Origin of the sequence: Bradyrhizobium sp. HKCCYLRH3061 (assembly GCF_051168015.1) — a bacterium.
Lineage (GTDB): Bacteria > Pseudomonadota > Alphaproteobacteria > Rhizobiales > Xanthobacteraceae > Bradyrhizobium.
In genome coordinates this window covers 291,069-310,564 of sequence record NZ_JBNPUE010000006.1, presented here as the reverse complement: position 1 = coordinate 310,564, position 19,496 = coordinate 291,069, and the positions used below count along the sequence as shown (strand labels likewise).

Genomic DNA, 19,496 nt, shown 5'->3' with positions numbered 1-19,496 from the left:
CTGGCGCAGCCGTCACGTCCATCGCAGCCCACCTCAACGTATCGTGACGACGCGTACGTCCCTCTGCTCGAGGCGGGGTACGCACAGATAAGCACAATTTCTGAAATTACGCAATAGAATTATTATTAACGGAAGATCAAGCGATCAGCGCGGGCAACGGGACGAGGCCGACCGGTCGGTCAGGATGTCGCGCGCGGCCACCGCGATCCGCCGACACAAGGACAGCGCCGTCTCCTTGTCCTTGACATGGAATATCCCGTCGCTGATCAAGCGGTCGTCGAGCCAGGCGCGAAACGCCTGTTCGCTGTCCGGCGTGAACGTCCCCTCCTCGTAGATAAAGCCGCTCAGCGGGCCTTCAATCACGTAGTCGGTGTCGGCGGCATATTGAGAGGGACGCGCACATTGCGCCCAGATGCGGCCGTCAGTGTCGACAAAGGCCAGGACGCCATCATCACGCTCGTCAATTTTCACCCGACCTCCTCGCCACATCCCCGAACGAGCTCTCTCCTTGCGAGCGCAGCGAAGCAAGCCAGAACCATCGCGGGACTCTGGGTTGCCTCGTCGCGTCGCTCCCCGCAATGACGGAGGCCCTCATGTCGAAGCGGCTCAGGCATGGACCGTTCTCCAGGTGCGCAGCCTCGATCAGCAATCGGCGCGAGCGGCGAGCCAACCGACCGAGATCACGATCCGGCGGCATCGCCACCCCGCGTGCGCGTCGGACGTTCGACCGCTCGCGAAGATCGATACAAGACTTATGCCATGGAAAGCCGCACGTGACGGGCCACGACGACGGATCGTTCCTACACGGCGCGGGCGGGACGCAGCAGGGATGGCGTCAGCCAGCGTCGTCACGCGCGGTGCTCAGCCGCGCCGCTTGCGGCCCTGCGCTGCCGCGGCCTGCTTGCGCAGACCTTCGGCCGCGCTGCCGACGATCTCGGAAATCTGCATCAGTTGCTTGGCGAGCGGGCTGGTCTTGCGCCAGACCATGCCGACCGTGCGCTGCGGCTGCGGATCGGCGAAGCGCGCCAGCGACACCGACGCCGAGCGCGTCTCGACGCCGACCGCCATCTCCGGAATCAACGTCACGCCCATGCCGGCGCCGACCATCTGCACCAGGGTCGACAGCGAGGAGGCATCGAGCATCTCGCGCGGCGCCTGCATGTTGCAGAACGACAGCGCCTGGTCGCGGAAGCAGTGCCCCTCCTCCAGCAACAGCAGCCGCATCTCGCGCAGCATCTCGCTGCTCGGCACGTCAGCGCCTTCATATTCCGGCGGCCGCACCAGCAGGAAGTTCTCCGCGAACAGCGCGACCTCGGTCAGCGAGGGCTCCGAGACCGGCAGCGCGACGATCGCCGCATCGAGGCGGCCCTCGACCAGTTCCTCGATCAAGGTCGGCGTCTTGGACTCGCGGACGTGGATGTCGATCTCGGGATGCTTGCGCGTCAGGTTCCCGATCACCTTGGGTAACAGATAAGGCGCGACAGTCGGGATCATGCCGAGCCGCAACCGGCCGGTGAGCTTGTCACGCGAGGCGCGGGCGAAATCGCCGAGCTCATCGACCGAGCGAAGGATCTCGCGGACGCGCTCGGCGAGCTGCTCGCCGAACCGGGTCAGCACGACCTGGCGGGCGTTGCGCTCCAGCAGCACGCCGCCGAGCGCCTCCTCCATCTCCTTGATCTGCATCGACAGCGCCGGCTGCGAGATCGCACAGGCCTCGGCGGCGCGGCCGAAATGCCCCAGACGCGCCAGCGCGTCGAAATAGCGAAGCTGCCGCATCGTCAGATGTATCATCAGATTATCTTATCGCTCATCGACGCGAAGTCAATTTTCCCTGACTACAAGCCTGAGGTGTGTCGCCAACGTCTGGCATCGTTTTGCGTTTGGACGGGCGTCACACCGCGTTCATCAGATAATCTTATCGTTATGATCATCAATCTCAATTTCCCCTGATCGAAGTAGCCGCGTAGGGTCCCGGCTCCCACCCCAGGGGGAACCATGACGATCACGTCAGGAGGCAAACATGGATGACGTCAGCAAGTGCCCGTTTTCGGGCGGCTTGAAGGGATTTTCGAACAAGGATTGGTGGCCGAACCAGCTCAATCTGTCGGTCCTGCATCAGCACTCGAACCTGTCCGATCCGCTCGGCGAGACGTTCGACTACTCCAAGGAATTCAAGAGCCTCGATCTCGACGCGGTGATCAAGGACCTGCACGCGCTCATGACCGATTCGCAGGAATGGTGGCCGGCGGACTTCGGTCATTATGGTCCGCTGTTCATCCGCATGGCCTGGCATGCCGCCGGCACCTATCGCATCGGCGACGGCCGCGGCGGCGCCGGCACCGGTCAGCAGCGCTTTGCGCCGCTGAACAGCTGGCCCGACAACGCCAACCTCGACAAGGCCCGCCGCCTGCTGTGGCCGATCAAGCAGAAATACGGCCAGAAGATCTCCTGGGCCGACCTGTTCGTGCTGACCGGCAACGTCGCGCTGGAATCGATGGGCTTCAAGACCTTCGGCTTCGGCGGCGGCCGCGCCGACACCTGGGAGCCGGAGCAGGACATCTATTGGGGTCCCGAAGGCAAGTGGCTCGCCGACGAGCGCTACAGCGGCGACCGTCAGCTTGCCGGCTCGCTCGCTGCCGTGCAGATGGGCCTGATCTACGTCAACCCGGAAGGCCCGAACGGCAACCCCGACCCGCTGGCGGCCGCGCGCGACATCCGCGAGACCTTCGCCCGCATGGCGATGAACGACGAAGAGACGGTGGCGCTGATCGCCGGCGGTCATACCTTCGGCAAGACCCACGGCGCGGGTGACGCGTCGCTGGTCGGGGCGGAGCCTGAGGGCGCCGACATCGCGCAGCAGGGTCTCGGCTGGGCCAGCAAATACGGCTCGGGCAAGGGCGGCGACACCATCACCTCCGGCCTCGAGGTGATCTGGACGACGACGCCGACCAAGTGGAGCAACAACTTCTTCTGGAATCTGTTCGGCTATGAATGGGAGCTGACCAAGAGCCCGGCCGGCGCGCACCAGTGGAAGCCGAAGCACGGCGCCGGCGCCAACACGGTGCCGGACGCACACGACAAGTCCAAGCGCCACGCGCCGTCGATGCTGACCACCGACCTCGCGCTGCGCTTCGATCCGGCCTACGAGAAGATCTCGCGCCGCTTCATGGAGAATCCGGATCAGTTCGCCGACGCCTTCGCCCGCGCCTGGTTCAAGCTGACCCATCGCGACATGGGCCCGAAGGTGCGCTACCTCGGCCCGCTGGTGCCGAAGGAAGACCTGATCTGGCAGGATCCGGTGCCGGCCGTCGATCATCCGCTCGTGGATGACAGGGACGTCGCGTCGCTGAAGGCAAAGATCCTCGCCTCGGGCCTGTCGGTCTCTCAGCTGGTCTCGACCGCCTGGGCTTCGGCCTCGACCTTCCGCGGCTCGGACAAGCGCGGCGGCGCCAATGGCGCGCGCATTCGTCTGGCCCCGCAGAAGGACTGGGCGGTCAACAACCCGGCCGAGCTTGCCAAGGTGCTCTCGACGCTCGAGGGCATCCAGAAGGAGTTCAACGCGCAGGCCAGCGGCGGCAAGAAGGTGTCGCTCGCCGACCTGATCGTGCTGGCCGGCAATGCCGGCGTCGAGGCGGCCGCCAAGAAGGCCGGCGTCGAGGTGAGCGTGCCGTTCGCGCCGGGCCGCACCGACGCCTCGCAGGAGCAGACCGACGTCGAATCGTTTGCGGTGCTCGAACCGACCCATGACGGCTTCCGCAACTATCTCAGCGGCAAGCAGTGGCTGTCCGGCGAGGAGCTGCTGGTCGACAAGGCGCAACTGCTCACCCTGACCGCGCCGGAGATGACCGTGCTGGTCGGCGGCCTGCGCGTGCTCGGCGCCAACGCCAACGGCTCCAAGCATGGCGTGTTCACCGCGCAGACCGAGACGCTCTCCAACGACTTCTTCGCCAACCTGCTCGACATGAGCGTGGCCTGGCGTCCGGTCGATCAGGGCGAGCACACCTTCGAGGGCCGCGACCGCAAGACCGGCGCGATCAAGTGGACGGCCACCCGCGCCGACCTCATCTTCGGCTCGCACTCGCAACTGCGCGCGCTGGCCGAGGTCTATGCGAGCTCGGATGCCAAGCAGAAGTTCGTCAAGGACTTCGTCGCCGCCTGGACCAAGGTGATGAACCTCGACCGGTTCGAGCTGAAGGCCTGAGGCGAGACGCCGACTGACTGCTCATACAGAGAAGCGGCGCTTCAGCGATGAAGCGCCGCTTTTTTTGATGGAACAGGCTTATCAGTCGCGGGCCTGTCAGCGCGCCGCGGCCGAGCCGCCGCCGTCGATCTGGCGGCCCATCAGCGCGATCGCCTTCTGATAGACGCCGGCGGCGTTCCAGGCCTCGATGGCTGCGAAGTTCGGCTCGCCCGGCTGATAGCCGGCGCCCGCCTTCCAGCCATTGGCACGCAGGAAGTTCGCCGTCGAGGCGAGCGCATTGGCGGCGACGTCGAGATTGCCGACGCCATAGGCCAGGATGTTCTTCGGCATGAACTGGGTCTGCCCGACCTCGCCATGCATCGAGCCGCGGGTGTTGCCAGACAGCACGCCGCGGTCGATCAGCTTGAGCGCGGCATAGAGCTGGTCGGTGAAGAACTCCGGACGGCGGCAGTCATAGGCGAGCGTCGCGATCGAGGACAGCATGTGCTGATTGCCGCGCTGGCTGCCGAACGCGCTCTCCATGCCCCAGATCGCGATCAGCGGTCCGGGCGGCACGCCGTAGCGCTGCTCGATCGAGGCGAACATCGCGGCCTGCGACTGCTTGAGCTGGCGCCCGCGCGCGACGATCGCAGCAGCGCCGCGCTTGACGAGGAACTGATCGAGCGACAGCGAGAAGCTGCGCTGGCCACGATCGGCCGCGATCGTCGCCGAGGCGTAGTTGGTCTGCATCAGCGCGGATATCGCGGTGCCGCCGACGCCCTTCGCCCTCGCCTCCTCGCTGAATTCGCGCTTCCATGCCTCGAACCCCGCCGGCGACGAGCCGCACTGCGCCGCCTGCGCAACGCCGCCGCAGGCAGCGAGCAGCGTCGCGGCGGTGAACGTGAAGGTGATCATGGCCCGGCGTTTGCTCATTCAGACTCCTCTGGTCGCGTCCGCCGATGCGGCTCGCACCATTATCCTGCGGGACATCGGACGCCGCTGGCGGCGGTCATATCGGCTGCCCCGGTTTGCAACGGCGACAACCTATCGGAAATGGAAGAAAATCATAGCCGGGCGGGAATTAGCCGCAGATGAACGAGCGTCGACCATCGCCTGTGTGCGCACCAGCACCGCTGGCGGAACCGATCGCCATGCGGGTTCCAACGATCGCCTTCTGAGATCGCGATGCCGGCTGCGGCCGCATCGGAGTTCGGCCCGCCCGGCATTATTATACGGTTTCGTTTAGCGAGAGCGGCGTGAGACGCGCGGGCGCGTTCGCGCATGGACGGGTGAATCACCAACCTCGAGATCGTCGGCCTCGACGACGATCTCCGCTCCGCTCGTCCGCGGCCTCGAGAGCCGCGCAGGAATGGGTCCCTTCTGGATCCAGACACCTCCCGGGGGAGCCAACCTTGACAGGTCCTCCGGCCATCATTATAAAACGATACAGTTTCGTTTTATCGCAACCGTTTCCCAAGGGAATGCTCTACAAGCACCGACCGAGATCGGAGACAGCAGGCCGTCATGAAACGAATCATTCTTTTGAGCGTGATCCTGCTGTCGTGGACTCCCCTGGCGCACGCCGTCGGCGGGACCGGCAGCGGCATGCAGACCGAGAGGGATCCACAAGTCTCCACCGATCCGGCTCTGAGTCAGGAGACGATCGATCGCGAGCTCGACAAGTTCCGGCGGACGGAGGTGTCACTGCACCAGGCGCTGCGGATCGCCGAGAGGATTCATCCGGGCTCCAAGACCGCGGACATCAGCTTCGAAGGTGGGCTCGACGCCCCCGTCTACAAGGTCCGAACCCTGCAGAGCGGACGGATCTGGGAATCCGACATCGACGGCACCACGGCAAAGGTGCGCAACAGCGTGCTGTTCTCCACCGTGGATGGACTGAGCGAAAGCGACCGTAACAGCCTGGCTGCCCTCACCACGGTCCGGCTCAAGATGTCGGATGCGATTCGGATCGCCGAGCGCTCGGCGGCCGGCCGGGCGATCAGTGGCGGCCTGATGAACAAGGACGGCAAGCTCGCCTTCGTCGTGGTCGTCGTCAGCGGCAACGATCTCAAGCAAGTGACGCTCGAACCGTCATCGCTGCGGCGACGCTGATCGCGCCGCTCACGCCTTCGGCTGAAGCGTCAGGAACGTCTTGACCCGGTCACGGACGAAGCCGGGCAGCTCCCTGCGGATCGTCCTTTCGCTCTCGCCCATGAGCGAGCGCATGATCACCGGCATGACGATCAGATCGATGAAGATCTCGGCAGAGGCGGCCGACGCCTTCGACGGCGTCCGGCGGGCGGTCGTGGCCGAGGCGCCGATCGTCTCGCCGAGCAGCACCGCCACGGCATGGGCGGCCCGTTTGCGTGAGACGTCATGAAACTGACAACTGAGATCGGGAAACCGGTAAGCCTCCCCGATCGTGACCCGTAACAATCCCAGCGAGTCCTTCAGCGCGCGATCGACGATGGCGATGGCAAGTCCGACCAGTTTCTCCTGTGCGGTGCCGGCCACCGGCGTGTAGGATCCCAGATTCATCACGTCGTTGATGGAGCGCGCGACGACGGCGGCAAACAAGGCGGCCTTGCCGGTGTATCGGGCATAAATCGTCGGCTTGCTGGCGGGGGCGCGTTCAGCGATCTCGTCGATGCTGGCACCGTCGAAGCCACGCTCGAGAAACACCGCGCGCGCAGCGTCCAGAATACGCTCCTCGATGTTTCCAGCGAGCGCCTTCGGCGGCCGTCCCACCCGCCCGCGAAACGCTTCCGTGCGGGCAACGTCCGTACGTTTCAATTTGGCCTGCGTGCGGGCCATACTCAACGACCTCGACTCGACATGAAGACATGTCGTCAAGGGATTACACGTTCTTGTCGAGACGGCAATAGAACGACCACGCCACGCGGCTATGCGCATGGTGGCGTACATAATCGGCAACGTATCACCACAAACACCTCAAAATACCTCAGGCAACAAACTCCCCGAGGTCATCGAGCACGGCGAGCGCACCGTCGAACGTGTCGTCGTGAAAGTAGAGGCTGCGCGTGATCAGCACGGGAACGCCGGCGCGGGTCGCAGCCATCAACCCGTTACCGGAGTCCTCGATCGCGATGCAACTGGCCGCGGGTAGATCGAGCTGCGACAAGACCTCCAGGTAGACATCCGGTGCAGGCTTCTTGCGCGCGACATCGTCGGCCGCCACGACGGCGGCAAATCCTGCCTCCCAGTCGGCGCCCAGCACGGGCGCCAACAGGGCATCGATATTGCCGCGCGTGGTCGTCGTCGCGATCGCGAGCCGCTGCCCGCGGGCCGAGGCAGCCTCCAGCAAGGCTTGAACGCCCGGGCGCAACGGGCAGCCCTTGTCGGCCATCAGCGCGGCAAACCGCTCCGTCTTGATGCGATGAAGCCGGGCAACGACGGCGTCGCTGAGCGGCGGACCCGTGCGCCGCATCTGGTCGAACGCACGGACGCGCTCCTTGCCACCGGTGACACGCAGCAGCTCCTTGTAGATGCGGCGGCCCCAGTGCCAGTCTATGCCCACCGCGACGAACGCCTCATTGAAGGCCTCGCGATGGATCTCCTCGGTCTCGGCCATCGTGCCGTCGACGTCGAAGATCAGTGCGCCGGCGTCGGCGATGCGGCGCCGGAGGTCGTCGAGCGGCGCGTTCCTCACCAGAGCCAGACTCATGATTGCGCCTCCACCCTGCCGTCTCCCGCGTCGGCCCCCTTGGCGAACACGCGGCTTGCCAGCACGTCGCTGGCTTCGATCGACATCACGTCATCGGACGTCAGCACGCGGTCGAGCCGCGACACCAGCCGGTTGGCCTGGCGCAGGCGGATCCGATCCAGCGCGTTGCGGATCGAGCGCGCGTTGGAGAACAAGGGCTGGGTGCGCCGGACGGCGATGTACTTCTCGAAGGCGGCGCGGGCCTCCGGCGTGAAGCGGTAATTCTGCCCCTCCAGCATCATCTCGGAGATCGTCAGCAGTTCGGCTTCCGAATAGTCGGGGAAGTCGATGTGGTGGGCGATGCGCGAGCGGAAGCCGGGATTGCTCTGGAAGAACTTCTCCATCCGGTCGGCATAGCCGGCAAGAATGACCACGAGGTCCTCGCGCTGCGACTCCATGATCTGCAGCAGGATCTCGATCGACTCCTGGCCGTAGTCGCGCTCGTTCTCGGGACGGTAGAGATAATAGGCCTCGTCGATGAACAGGACGCCGCCCATCGCCTTCTTCAGCACCTCCTTGGTCTTTGGCGCGGTGTGGCCGATATATTGGCCGACGAGATCGTCGCGAGTCACGCTGATGACGTGGCCGCGGCGGACGAAGCCCAGCCGATGCAGGATGCCGGCCATGCGCAGCGCGACCGTGGTCTTGCCGGTGCCTGGATTGCCGGTGAACGACATGTGCAAGGTCGGAAACGTCGTCGCCAGCCCCATCTTGCGGCGGATCCGCTCCATCATCAGCAGCGAGGCGATTTCGCGGATTCGCGTCTTGACCGGGGTGAGCCCGACCAGCTCGCGGTCGAGCTGCTCCAGCACGGGTGCGATGTCGACGCTCTCGAACTCGCGGCGCAGGTCGACGGTGTCGACCGGCGTGGCCTTGTCGGCATCCGCCTGCGTGGCCTGCATCATGGGCTGGTGCTCCGCTTGGCCGAAGTTCGCACACGCTGGCGGCAGATCCTCCCGCGAACTCCGGCAAGCAGGGGACGCCGTCGAATCGGACTTGATCAATGCGGCAGAGCCGGCGCTGAAGTCCCCTCCCCGACGGGATGGGACTTCAGCGCGGTATTCTTATGAGTAGCGCTCGCCTTCAGGGCGCTCAGCCGCATAGGACCGCGTCGAGTAACGCAGATTGCGTCCGACGGTTTCCTGACGATCGAGCCGGAAGCCCGGCTCGTGCTGCGGCCGGTTGACGATGAAGGACAGCCGGATCGACTCCCAGCCATGGCTGGAGTCGAAGGCCGAGATGCGGATGTAGCGGTCGCCATAGATCTTCCGGCACTCGGACAGCTCGCGCATGATGCCGGCGGCGTCGCGCAGGTCGAACATCGGCAGCCCCCACATCTCCCAATAGGTGTTGCGAGGATGCGGATCGTCGGTGAACTCGATGTTCACGGCCCAGTTCTTCTCGAGGCAGTACTGGATCTGGGCCGTGATCTGCTCGTCGGTCAGGTCGGGCAGGAAAGAAAAGCAACCCTGGGTCACGCGCATGTTGAAATCTCCTGATGTTGTGCTGCCGGGCGAGCCGATGTCCGGCCCGCAGCACGGCGACGCATCGAACGTGGTTCAAGCGGCAGGGGTGACGGTCGGCACGAAGTCCGGCGAGTCCGTCGATTCGTAGTTGAAGGTGACGTCCTTCCAGATCTCCAGCGCCTCGCGCAGCGGCGTGCAGGTCTGTGCCGCCTTGGCCAGGATCTCAGGACCTTCATGCACGTAGTCGCGGCCCTCATTGCGGGCCAGGATCATCGCCTCCAGCGCGACGCGGTTGGCAGTCGCACCGGCGGCGATGCCGCGGGGATGGCCGATGGTGCCGCCGCCGAACTGCAGCACGACGTCCTCGCCGAGCAGGTCGAGCAACTGGTGCATCTGGCCGGCATGGATGCCGCCGGAGGCCACGGGCATCAGCTTGTTCAGGCTCGCCCAGTTCTGGTCGAAGAACACGCCATGCTCCAGCCGCATCGGGTTGAAGTCCTCGCGGCAGATGTCGTAGTAGCCGCGGGTCGTGTTGGGATCGCCTTCGAGCTTGCCGACCACGGTGCCGGCATGGATGTGGTCGACGCCGGCGAGCCGCATCCACTTGGCGATGACGCGGAACGACACGCCGTGCGAGCGCTGCCGCGTGTAGGTCGAATGTCCGGCGCGATGCAGATGCAGGATCATGTCGTTCCGGCGTGCCCATTTCGCCATCGACTGGATCGCGGTGTAGCCGATCACGAGGTCGATCATGATGATCGTCGAGCCGAGCTCCTTGGCGAACTCGGCACGCTCATACATGTCCTCCATCGTCGCCGCTGTCACGTTGAGGTAGGTGCCCTTGATCTCGCCGGTCGCCGCCTGCGCCTTGTTGACCGCCTCCATGCAATACAGGAAGCGCTCGCGCCAATGCATGAAGGGCTGCGAGTTGATGTTCTCGTCGTCCTTGGTGAAGTCGAGTCCGCCCTTCAGCGCCTCGTAGACCACGCGACCGTAGTTGCGGCCGGACAGGCCGAGCTTCGGCTTGACGGTGGCGCCGAGCAAGGGACGGCCGAACTTGTCGAGCCGCTCGCGCTCGACGACGATGCCGGTCGCCGGCCCCTGGAACGTCTTCACATAGGCCACCGGCAGCCGCATGTCTTCGAGCCGCAGCGCCTTCAGCGGCTTGAAGCCGAACACGTTGCCGATGATCGAGGCCGTCAGGTTGGCGATCGAGCCCGGCTCGAACAGGTCGAGATCATAGGCGATGTAGGCGAAATAGCTGCCCGGCGAGCCCGGCACCGGCTCGACCCGGTAGCACTTGGCGCGATACTTCTCGGCGGCGGTCAGGCGGTCGGTCCACACCACTGTCCAGGTCGCGGTCGAGGACTCACCGGCGACGGCAGCGCACGCCTCGACCGGGTCGACGCCATCCTGCGGCGTGACGCGGAACAGCGCGATGACATCGGTGTCCTTGGGCTGGTAGGACGGCTCCCAGTAGCCCATCTTCTTGTATTCCATCACGCCGGACTTGTAGCGATCCTTGCCGCGGACGGTGATCGATTGGTCGTTCATGTGTTCCTCCTGGCTGTCTCGTTGTGGCTGTTCACGTCACGCAGCTTCGGTCATTCCCCCAATTCGCGGATCGAGCGCGCCGGAGCGGTAGCGCTTGGCCATCTCCGACAGCGGCAGCACCTTGATCTTCGAGGCGTTGCCGGCGGCGCCGAACTGCTCGAACCGCTCGCGGCAGAGATCACGCATCGAGTCCATCGCCGGCTTCAGGAACTTGCGCGGATCAAATTCGACCTTCGACGACGCGCCGACCTTGCGGAAGATCGCAGTCATCGCGAGCCGGCAGTCGGTATCGATGTTGACCTTGCGGACGCCGTGACGGATGCCGCGCACGATCTCCTCGACCGGCACGCCCCAGGTCTGCGGCATCTCGCCGCCGAACTGGTTGAACATGTCCTGCAGGCTCTGCGGCACCGACGACGAGCCGTGCATGACGAGATGCGTATTCGGCAGCCGGCGATGGATCTCCTCGATGACGTTCATGGCGAGGATCTCGCCATCCGGCTTGCGCGAGAACTTGTAGGCGCCGTGCGACGTGCCCATCGCGATCGCCAGCGCATCGACCTTGGTGGCGCGGACGAAATCGACCGCCTGGTCGGGATCGGTCAGCAGTTGGTCGCGGCTGACCTTGCCTTCGAGGCCGTGACCGTCCTCCTGCTCGCCGCCGCCATGCTCGAGCGAGCCGAGCACGCCGAGCTCGCCCTCGACGGAGGCGCCGACCCAATGCGCCATCTCGACGACGCGGCGGGTGATGTCGACGTTGTAGTCGTAGTCGGCCGCGGTCTTGGCGTCGGCCTTCAGCGAGCCGTCCATCATCACGGACGTAAAGCCGTATTTTATCGCGGTCGCGCAGGTCGCCTCGTCGTTGCCGTGGTCCTGGTGCAGGCAGAGCGGGATCTGCGGATACATTTCCTCCAGCGCGTCGATCATCTTCGACAGCATGATGTCGCCGGCATAGGAGCGCGCGCCGCGCGAGGCCTGGATGATCACGGGGGCATCGACCGCCGCGGCCGCCTCCATGATCGCGAGCCCCTGCTCCATGTTATTGATGTTGAACGCCGGCACGCCGTAGCCGCGCTCGGCCGCATGGTCCAGCAATTGTCTGAGCGTGATCCGCGCCATGTTGGTCTCCGTCCCTGTTTCGATGTTCTGTATGGTGGCGCGGCTCAGGACGCCCGCGCCCGGATGATGTTGCGCATGGCCGCATCGGCGACCGCCGCAGGCGTGATGCCGAATTCGCGGTACAGCACCTCGGCCGGCGCCGAGGCGCCGAAGCCGTGCATGCCGACGAACTCGCCGGCATCGCCGAGCCAGCGCGCCCAGTCACCCTCGATCGCGGCTTCGACTCCGATGCGTGGCGCAGCGCCGAGCACCTCGGCGCGATACTCGGCGGGCTGCTTGCGGAACAGCTCGAAGCAGGGGGCCGACACCACGGCCGCCTGGACGCCTTCGGCCGCCAGCAGCTTGGCCGCCTCCAGCGCGATCGCCACCTCCGAGCCCGTCGCAATCAATGTCACGTCACGCCCAGCCTCGGGCTCGACGACCACGTAGGCGCCGAGCGCCACCTTGTTGTGATCAGATGCTTCGGTACGGAACGCCGGCAGCCCCTGCCGCGACAAGCACAGCACCGACGGCGACGTCTCCGCGCGCAGCGCGCAGTCCCAGGCTTCCGCCGTCTCGACCGCGTCGGCTGGGCGGAATACCAGGAGGTTCGGAATGGCGCGCAGGCTCGCGACATGCTCGACCGGCTGATGCGTCGGGCCATCCTCGCCGAGGCCGATGGAGTCATGCGTCATCACGTGAATGACGCGGATGCCCATCAGCGCGGCCAGGCGAATCGCCGGACGGCTGTAGTCGGCGAAGGCGAGGAAAGTGCCGCCATAGGGGATGAAGCCGCCATGCAGCGCGATGCCGTTCATGGCCGCGGCCATCGCGTGCTCACGCACGCCATAGTGAATGTAGTTGCCATCCATCGCGGCCGGCGTGACGGATTTGTGCGTCTTTGCCTTGGTCAGGTTGGAGTGGGTCAGGTCCGCCGAGCCGCCGAGCAGGTTCGGCAGCACCGTCGCGATGACATCGATGACGTTCTGCGACGCCTGGCGGGTGGCGATCTTCGGCCGCTCGGCCGTGAGCTGCGCGATGAACTGCGCCATGCGCTCGGCATAGGCGGCCGGCAGCTTCCTGTTCAGCGCATCATGACAGGGCGAGCGGTCCGCGGTGCACAGCCTGCGCGCACGCTCCTTCCAGGCCTGGCGCACGTTGCGGCCGCGCGCGCCGATCTCGCGCCAGCTCACCAGCACGTCGGCCGGGACCTCGAACGGACGGTGCGGCCAGTGCAGTGCCGCGCGGGTCTTTTCGACCTCTTCCGGCCCGAGCGGCGCGCCATGCGCCTTCTCCGAGCCCTGCCGTCCGGGTGAGCCGAAGCCGATCGTGGTCCGGCACGCGATCATGCTGGGGCGGTTGCTCTGCCGCGCCGCAGCGATCGCAGCCTCGATGGCTTCGGGATCATGGCCGTCGATGCGGGACGTCGCCCAGCCCGACGCGGCGAAGCGTCCGAGCTGATCATCCGAGCAGGCGAGATCGGTCGAGCCGTCGATCGAGATGCCGTTGTCGTCGAACAACACGATCAAGCGATTCAGCTTGAGATGACCCGCGAGCGAGATCGCCTCGTGGCTGATGCCCTCCATCAGGCAGCCGTCGCCGGCGATCACGTAGGTGTAGTGATCGACCAGATCGTCGCCATAGCGCGCGTTCATCAGGCGCTCGGCGAGCGCCATGCCGACCGCCGTCGCGATGCCCTGCCCGAGCGGACCGGTGGTGGTCTCGACGCCGGGCGTGTGGCCATACTCCGGATGGCCCGGCGTCTTGGCGCCCCATTGCCGGAACCGCTTCAGCTCATCGATCGTGACGGCCTCGTAGCCGGTCAGATGCAGCAGCGCATAGAGCAGCATCGAGCCGTGACCGGCCGACAGCACGAAGCGGTCGCGATCGGGCCAGGCCGGATCGGCGGGATCGAATTTCATGAAGCGCGAGAAAAGGACGGTTGCCACATCGGCCATGCCCATCGGCATGCCTGGATGACCCGATTTCGCCTTTTCGACGGCGTCGATCGCGAGGAAGCGGATGGCGTTCGCCATCTCGGCATGGCTGGGATCGGCTTTCGGAGCCAGCGTCTGCACGGCGTTGGCGGTCATAGCGTGCGCCTCTTTCGGTCCATCAGTTGCATGATCATGGGGGTGAGAATGAGCTGCATCGCGAGATCGAGCTTGGCGCCGTGGATCACGATCGAATTGGCGCGCGACATGAAGCTCTGCGGGATCATCGAGAGCAGATAGGGAAAGTCGATGCCGCGCGGGTTCTTCAGCCGGATCACGACCATCGATTCATCGGGCGTCGGGATCCAGCGGGCAACGAACGGGTTCGAGGTGTCGACCGTCGGCACGCGCTGGAAGTTGATGTCGGTCTCCGAGAACTGCGGGATGATGTAGTTCACGTAGTCTGGCATGCGGCGCAGGATGGTGTCGGTGACCGCCTCGGTGGTGTAGCCGCGCGACGCGCGGTCGCGGTGCAGCTTCTGGATCCACTCCAGGTTCATCACCGGAACAACGCCGATCTTCAGATCGGCGTGCTGCGCGATGTTGACCTTCTCGGTGACGACCGCGCCGTGCAGGCCTTCGTAGAACAGCAGGTCGGAGTCCTCCGGCAGCCGGCTCCACTCGGTGAAGTTGCCGGGCCTCGTGTCGTAGAGCCGCGCCTCCTCCTCGTCGTGGACGTAGTGGCGCGTCATGCCGGTGCCGGTCTCGGAGTAGTCGCGGAAGGTCTTCTCGAGCTCCTCGAACAGATTGGTGTCGGGGCTGAAATGGCTGAAGTGCTTGTTGCCGAGCTCGGCCTCCTCGACCATCTTGCGGCGCATCTCCTCGCGATTGTAGCGATGGAAGGCATCGCCCTCGATATAGGCCGCCTTGACGTTCTCGCGGCGGAAGATGTTCTCGAAGGTCTTCTTGACCGACGTGGTGCCGGCGCCCGACGAGCCGGTGATCGAGATGATGGGATGACGACGTGACATGAACTTTCTCCGGAAGGCGCGTTCGGCAGGCAGGCTCAGCGGAACAGGCCGCGCCGCGCGAACAGGGGCGCATCGCTGGTTTCGAACAGCGGCTCGATGCCCTCATGCAGTTGGTCGACGTCGCGGACGAGGCGGACGTCGCCCATGATCAGCGGCGCGCGCTGATGCGGCGAGCGCGCCGACAGTTCGAGGATGCGCGCGCGGCCGCTCGAGGCCGAGCCGCCGGCCCATTCCATGATCAGCGCCATCGGATGCGCTTCGTAGACCAGCCGCAGCCGGCCCTCGCGATAGCCCGGGCGGGAGTCGGCCGGATAGAGGAACACGCCGCCGCGCATCAGGATACGATAGGCCTCGGCGACCAGCGAGGCGATCCAGCGCATGTTGAAGTCGCGGCCGCGCGGGCCGGCGGCGCCCGACAGGCATTCGTCGACATAGTTGCGCACGGTCCCGCTCCAGTGGCGGCGGTTCGACGCGTTGATGGCGAACTCCGGCGTATCCTGCGGGATGCGGATCCCGGACTTGGCGAGCATGAACTCGTGCAAGGTCGGATGCAGGACGTAGAGATCGACGCGATGGTCGATCGCGAGCACCAGGCAGGTCTGCGGTCCATAGACGAAGAAGCCGGCGGCAAGCTGTGCCGTGCCGGGCTCGAAGAAGCTGGAGAGCACGTCGCGCCCCCGCGGGCGGATCGAGAAGATGGTGCCGACGGAGATGTTGTTCTGCAGGTTCGACGAGCCGTCGAGCGGGTCGATCGCCACGCAAAGTGGGGCAGCAGCATTGACCGTTTCCGGCCGGTCGCCCTCTTCGGACAGGATGCCAGCGACCGGAGCCCGGCGCAGCGCATCCCGCATCAGGTTGTCGGCGACGATGTCGAGCGCCTTCTGGACGTCGCCGTCGGCGTTCACGGTGGCAGCGCCTTCGTCGACGCCGGACAGCGGCGCCACCGCGATCTGCCGCGCGAGCTCGCGCGCCGCCCCGGCCAGAGCCGCGATGACCGCGGCGCAATCGGCGTCGGCACCCTGCGCCGCCAGATGTGCCTGCAATGTCTGATGATGATCCATCTGGTGATCCATGGGCCACTCCCTCGCCATCAGATCCTCTGCCGGGAACTTGATGAAGCCGCACGAATGCGTCGTGCCGCGCTGCTATCAACACTCGATTTGCCTAATTAGGGAAATTTCAATATCTTTGGATAGACCAAAGTTTTCCTTATGTGAACGATCTGATCGAGGGTTCCATGAGCCGGCATTTCTCCCGCGATCTCACCATCCGCCAGCTTCGGGCGCTGGCCGCCGTGCAGAACTCGGGGTCGGTGACGTCAGCGGCCGGCCGTTTGAACCTCACTCAGCCTGCCGTCACCCTGCAGATCCGCAATCTTCAGGAGCTCGCCGGGCTGCCGCTGATCCAGCGCACCACCGACGGCATGATCCTGACCGAGGCCGGGCGCAGCGTGCTGGCGCTGGCCGAACGCGTCGAGGCCGCCTTGCAGGATTGCGAGCAGGCGCTCGACATTCTCGCCGGACGCAGCGGCGGCCGCGTGGCGATCGGCGCGGTCAGCACCGCGAAATATTTCGTGCCGTTTGCGATCGCGGAATTTTCGCGGCGCTTCCCCAAGATCGACGTCACCTTGCGGATCGGCAACCGCGACAGCCTGCGCGAGGCGCTGCGCGGCTATGATCTCGACATTGCCATCATGGGCCGGCCACCGGCCGACGTTCCCGTGGATATGCGGCCCTTCGGCAAACACCCGCACGTCATCATCGCCCCCGCCAACCACCGGCTGGCGCGCCGCAAGCGGATCGCGGCCGAGGATCTCGCCGGCGAGGTGTTCATCACCCGGGAGCCGGGATCAGGCACCCGTCTGCTGATGGAGACATTCTTCGAGAAGCATGGTCTGAAACCAAAGACCAGCATGGAGATGGACAGCAACGAGACCATCAAGCAGGCCGTCATCGCCGGCCTCGGCATCGCCTTCATCTCGCAGCACACGGTCGCCCATGAGCTCAGCGAGGGGCGGCTGGTCACGTTGAAGGTCGCGGGCCTGCCGATCATCCGGCAGTGGCACGCGGTGCGGCGTGCCGACAAGCTGCTGCTGCCGCCGGCGCAGGCGATGCTGGACTTCCTCGGCAAGGAAGGCGCGCGATTTCTGCCGAGCTGAGCGCCGCACCCGATGCCAAGGCGGCGTCGCGTCTCGCATGGCGCCGTCTCACCAATCGATCTCGAACCGGCAGGCCTCGTCACCCCAGGCTTCGCAGGCGATCTCACGCGCATGGGCGTCGGGGTGCACGAGCGTTGCGAACAGCGTCTCGAAGGTCGCAGCGTAGAAGTCGCAGATGGCGTGATCGCCGTGATGGCCGCGGCACAGCGGACAATGGCTGATCTGGTAGATGATGGGCCGGCCCGGGCGTGCGGTGAAGGTGCCGGTCCCGGCAAACGTCCAGGCATGCGCGGATATCGCCCGCGTCAGCGCGCGGCTCGCGAGCCGGGCCGGCAGCAGCCGGAGCACATGTTGCGCCGCGCCGGGGATGCGATGCGCAAGCAGATAGGCGCCGGTCAGCCGCCCTGCCCTGCTGCTGACGGCGCGCGCGGTCTCGTCATCGAGCACGGTGCGAAGCGCGTCATGAAGCCGCATGACCTCGGCCTCATCGACCATCTCGGCGGGCGGACTGCTCAGATAGAAATCGAGCCGCGCGGCCGCGAACACGCGGCGCGCACTGTCCTCCCCCCGCAGCAGGCGTAGGGCCTCGGCGGTCTGGATGATCGCGTTGGGGCCGATACGGCCCGGGGCGTGACCAGACGCAGCGGCAGCGCGCAGTAGCAGATTGGGCTGGGCGCGCGTGCCGTGCATGTCAATGCACCGGCGTCTCGGCCTCGTCGCTCATCTGCTCGGTGCCGCCGCCGCAGGCCATCAGTTGCGCCTGCTGCGGTCCGGTCAGCTTGCGATTATGGCTCGTCTTCCATTCGATCTTGCCGGGATCAGCGCGCTTGCGCGACGTATCGAAGCCGAAATCGACCTTGCCCTTGGACTGCGGCCCCCAGTAATTGACGCGGCCAAGATCGTAGAATTTGCGCTCGAAGCCGGATTTCAGGAACGCCTTGAGGCAGCCGAGCAGATAGCGCCTGCGCTCGCCCGAGCCGGCCCACGGGTACGAGAACAGCGCCTTGTGCATGTAGAAGCGGCGGTAGTTGTTCATGACGCCGTCGAGCAGCTCGCCGCGATCCATTGCGTCGGGCTTCATGATCGGCGTGACGAAATTGTACTTCTCGTAGTCGAAGATCTCGACCTTGTCGCCGAGGTCGCGGAACAGGTCGGAGAATGGCCACGGCGTGTACATCGCCCAGTTGGCGAGGTCCGGCCTCCAGTCGCGCGCCATCTGGTAGGTCTCTTCCAGGGTCTCGCGGGTCTCGTTCTCGAGGCCGACGATGAACTGCGCCTCGACGACGATGCCGGCGTCGCGCAAGAGCTGGATCGCCTTCTTGTTCTGCGCGACCGTGGTCTCCTTGTTGAAGCGGTCGAGCTTCATCTGTGCGGCGGCCTCGGTGCCGAGCGAGACGTGGATCAGGCCGGCCCTGCGATACAGCGGCAGCAGCGCCTCGTCGCGCAGGATGTCGGTGACGCGGGTGTTGATGCCCCAGAGGATCTTGAGGTCGCGCCGGATCAGCTCCTCGCAGAACGCGACGAATTTCTTCTTGTTGATGGTGGGCTCCTCGTCGGCGAGGATGAAGAAGCCGACATCGTGCTCGCGCATCAGTGTCTCGATCTCGTCGACCACCCTCTTCGGGTCTCGGATGCGATAGTCGCGCCAGAACTTCCACTGCGAGCAGAAGCTGCAGGTGAACGGGCAGCCGCGCGCCATGTTGGGGATGGCGACCCGCTTGTTCATCGGAATGTAGATGTACTTGCTCCATTCGAGCACGCTCCAGTCGGGCGTGATCGCATCGAGATTCTTCACCGTCGGCGCCGCCACCGTGGCCACCACCTCCGAGCCGTCGCGATAGGCGATGCCCCTGATGCTGCGGCGGTCGTTGTCCCAGCGGCCGTCCTCGCGGGCGCGCATCAGGTCGACGATGATCTCCTCGCCCTCGCCGCGCACGATGGCGTCGATCCACGGCGCCTCGGTCAGCACCTGCTGGTACATGAAGGTGGCGTGGATGCCGCCGAGCACGGTGAGCGCGTCGGGATGCTCTTCCCTGGCGATCTCCAGCAGCCGCTCGGCCTTGTAGATCGAGGGTGTGATCGCGGTGCAGCCGATCACGTCAGGCTGTTCGCTGCGCAGAATGGCGCGGACCTGATCCTCGGAGAGATCGTTGGTCATCGCATCGATGAAGCGAAGGTCCGTGAAGCCCGCGGCCTTCAGCGCGCCGGAGATGTAGGCCGCCCAGGCCGGCGGCCAATTGCCGGCGATTTCGGCGCCGCCGGAGTGATAATTCGGATGCAGCAACAAGATCCGCACGGCGTTCTCCCCCGATTATCAATTTGTCCATCCATCTTAACGTCAATACAGATTG

Annotated in this window: 17 protein-coding genes; 3 read left to right on the top strand and 14 right to left on the bottom strand. The window is 65.5% G+C overall.

Translation table 11 applies throughout. The features are described from left to right. Positions 1–144: 144 nt before the first annotated feature. Together ACQR2C_RS13810 and ACQR2C_RS13805 are read right to left on the bottom strand one after the other, a co-directional pair. Positions 145–471, bottom strand: coding sequence for a hypothetical protein (locus ACQR2C_RS13810; protein ID WP_315803487.1), 327 nt, complete (start codon positions 469–471; stop codon positions 145–147). A 390-nt stretch (positions 472–861) separates the two neighbouring features. Then, positions 862–1,791 (bottom strand): hydrogen peroxide-inducible genes activator, encoded by a 930-nt coding sequence (locus tag ACQR2C_RS13805; protein ID WP_315803486.1) that lies wholly within the window; start codon positions 1,789–1,791, stop codon positions 862–864. Positions 1,792–2,020: 229 nt separating this feature from the next. On the opposite strand from ACQR2C_RS13805, the gene katG reads away from it, so the two are divergent. Next, positions 2,021–4,201: a catalase/peroxidase HPI gene (gene katG / locus ACQR2C_RS13800; protein WP_434881350.1), complete on the top strand. Its 2,181-nt coding sequence runs from the start codon at positions 2,021–2,023 to the stop codon at positions 4,199–4,201. 96 nt (positions 4,202–4,297) lie between these two features. Here katG and ACQR2C_RS13795 read toward each other — a convergent pair whose 3' ends face one another. Further along, positions 4,298–5,113 (bottom strand): lytic murein transglycosylase, encoded by an 816-nt coding sequence (locus ACQR2C_RS13795; RefSeq protein ID WP_316183330.1) that lies wholly within the window; start codon positions 5,111–5,113, stop codon positions 4,298–4,300. 591 nt (positions 5,114–5,704) lie between these two features. Between ACQR2C_RS13795 and ACQR2C_RS13790 the strand changes: the two genes are divergently transcribed. Further along, positions 5,705–6,292, top strand: coding sequence for a PepSY domain-containing protein (locus tag ACQR2C_RS13790; RefSeq protein WP_315803483.1), 588 nt, complete (start codon positions 5,705–5,707; stop codon positions 6,290–6,292). Between the two features lie 9 nt (positions 6,293–6,301). Here ACQR2C_RS13790 and ACQR2C_RS13785 read toward each other — a convergent pair whose 3' ends face one another. From ACQR2C_RS13785 to ACQR2C_RS13745, 9 genes are all read right to left on the bottom strand, one after another. Continuing rightward, positions 6,302–6,994: a TetR/AcrR family transcriptional regulator gene (locus tag ACQR2C_RS13785; protein WP_315803482.1), complete on the bottom strand. Its 693-nt coding sequence runs from the start codon at positions 6,992–6,994 to the stop codon at positions 6,302–6,304. A 148-nt stretch (positions 6,995–7,142) separates the two neighbouring features. Further along, positions 7,143–7,865, bottom strand: coding sequence for an HAD-IA family hydrolase (locus ACQR2C_RS13780; protein ID WP_315803481.1), 723 nt, complete (start codon positions 7,863–7,865; stop codon positions 7,143–7,145). After that, on the bottom strand, positions 7,862–8,806 hold the full coding sequence (gene cbbX / locus ACQR2C_RS13775; RefSeq protein ID WP_315803503.1) for a CbbX protein: 945 nt from the start codon (positions 8,804–8,806) through the stop codon (positions 7,862–7,864). The genes ACQR2C_RS13780 and cbbX overlap by 4 nt, the downstream gene beginning before the upstream one ends. Positions 8,807–8,968: 162 nt before the next feature. Beyond that, complete coding sequence (locus ACQR2C_RS13770; protein ID WP_315803480.1) at positions 8,969–9,388, bottom strand: ribulose bisphosphate carboxylase small subunit; 420 nt, start codon at positions 9,386–9,388, stop codon at positions 8,969–8,971. Between the two features lie 75 nt (positions 9,389–9,463). After that, positions 9,464–10,924 carry a form I ribulose bisphosphate carboxylase large subunit gene (locus ACQR2C_RS13765; protein WP_315803479.1) on the bottom strand — a complete coding sequence of 487 codons (1,461 nt, stop codon included), beginning with the start codon at positions 10,922–10,924 and terminating at the stop codon, positions 9,464–9,466. Positions 10,925–10,960: 36 nt separating this feature from the next. After that, the gene (gene fba, locus ACQR2C_RS13760) at positions 10,961–12,043 is read right to left on the bottom strand and encodes a class II fructose-bisphosphate aldolase (RefSeq protein WP_434881349.1); all 1,083 of its coding nucleotides are present in this window, start codon (positions 12,041–12,043) and stop codon (positions 10,961–10,963) included. Positions 12,044–12,087: 44 nt separating this feature from the next. Beyond that, positions 12,088–14,115, bottom strand: a complete 2,028-nt coding sequence (gene tkt / locus ACQR2C_RS13755) for a transketolase (RefSeq protein WP_434881348.1) — start codon at positions 14,113–14,115, stop codon at positions 12,088–12,090. Beyond that, positions 14,112–14,987: a phosphoribulokinase gene (locus ACQR2C_RS13750; protein WP_315803476.1), complete on the bottom strand. Its 876-nt coding sequence runs from the start codon at positions 14,985–14,987 to the stop codon at positions 14,112–14,114. Before ACQR2C_RS13750 ends, tkt begins: the two co-directional genes overlap by 4 nt. A gap of 35 nt (positions 14,988–15,022) precedes the next feature. Further along, positions 15,023–16,078: a class 1 fructose-bisphosphatase gene (locus ACQR2C_RS13745; RefSeq protein WP_315803475.1), complete on the bottom strand. Its 1,056-nt coding sequence runs from the start codon at positions 16,076–16,078 to the stop codon at positions 15,023–15,025. A 146-nt stretch (positions 16,079–16,224) separates the two neighbouring features. Here ACQR2C_RS13745 and ACQR2C_RS13740 point away from each other — a divergent pair, with 146 nt between their 5' ends. Further along, entirely contained in the window at positions 16,225–17,145 is a 921-nt protein-coding gene (locus ACQR2C_RS13740) for a LysR family transcriptional regulator (protein WP_434873827.1), read from the top strand. A 48-nt stretch (positions 17,146–17,193) separates the two neighbouring features. On the opposite strand, the gene bchJ is transcribed toward ACQR2C_RS13740, so the two are convergent. Both bchJ and bchE read right to left on the bottom strand, forming a co-directional pair. Next, positions 17,194–17,835 carry a bacteriochlorophyll 4-vinyl reductase gene (gene bchJ, locus ACQR2C_RS13735; protein ID WP_434873828.1) on the bottom strand — a complete coding sequence of 214 codons (642 nt, stop codon included), beginning with the start codon at positions 17,833–17,835 and terminating at the stop codon, positions 17,194–17,196. Position 17,836: 1 nt separating this feature from the next. Then, on the bottom strand, positions 17,837–19,441 hold the full coding sequence (gene bchE, locus ACQR2C_RS13730; RefSeq protein WP_434873829.1) for a magnesium-protoporphyrin IX monomethyl ester anaerobic oxidative cyclase: 1,605 nt from the start codon (positions 19,439–19,441) through the stop codon (positions 17,837–17,839). Between the last annotated feature and the right edge of the window lie 55 nt (positions 19,442–19,496).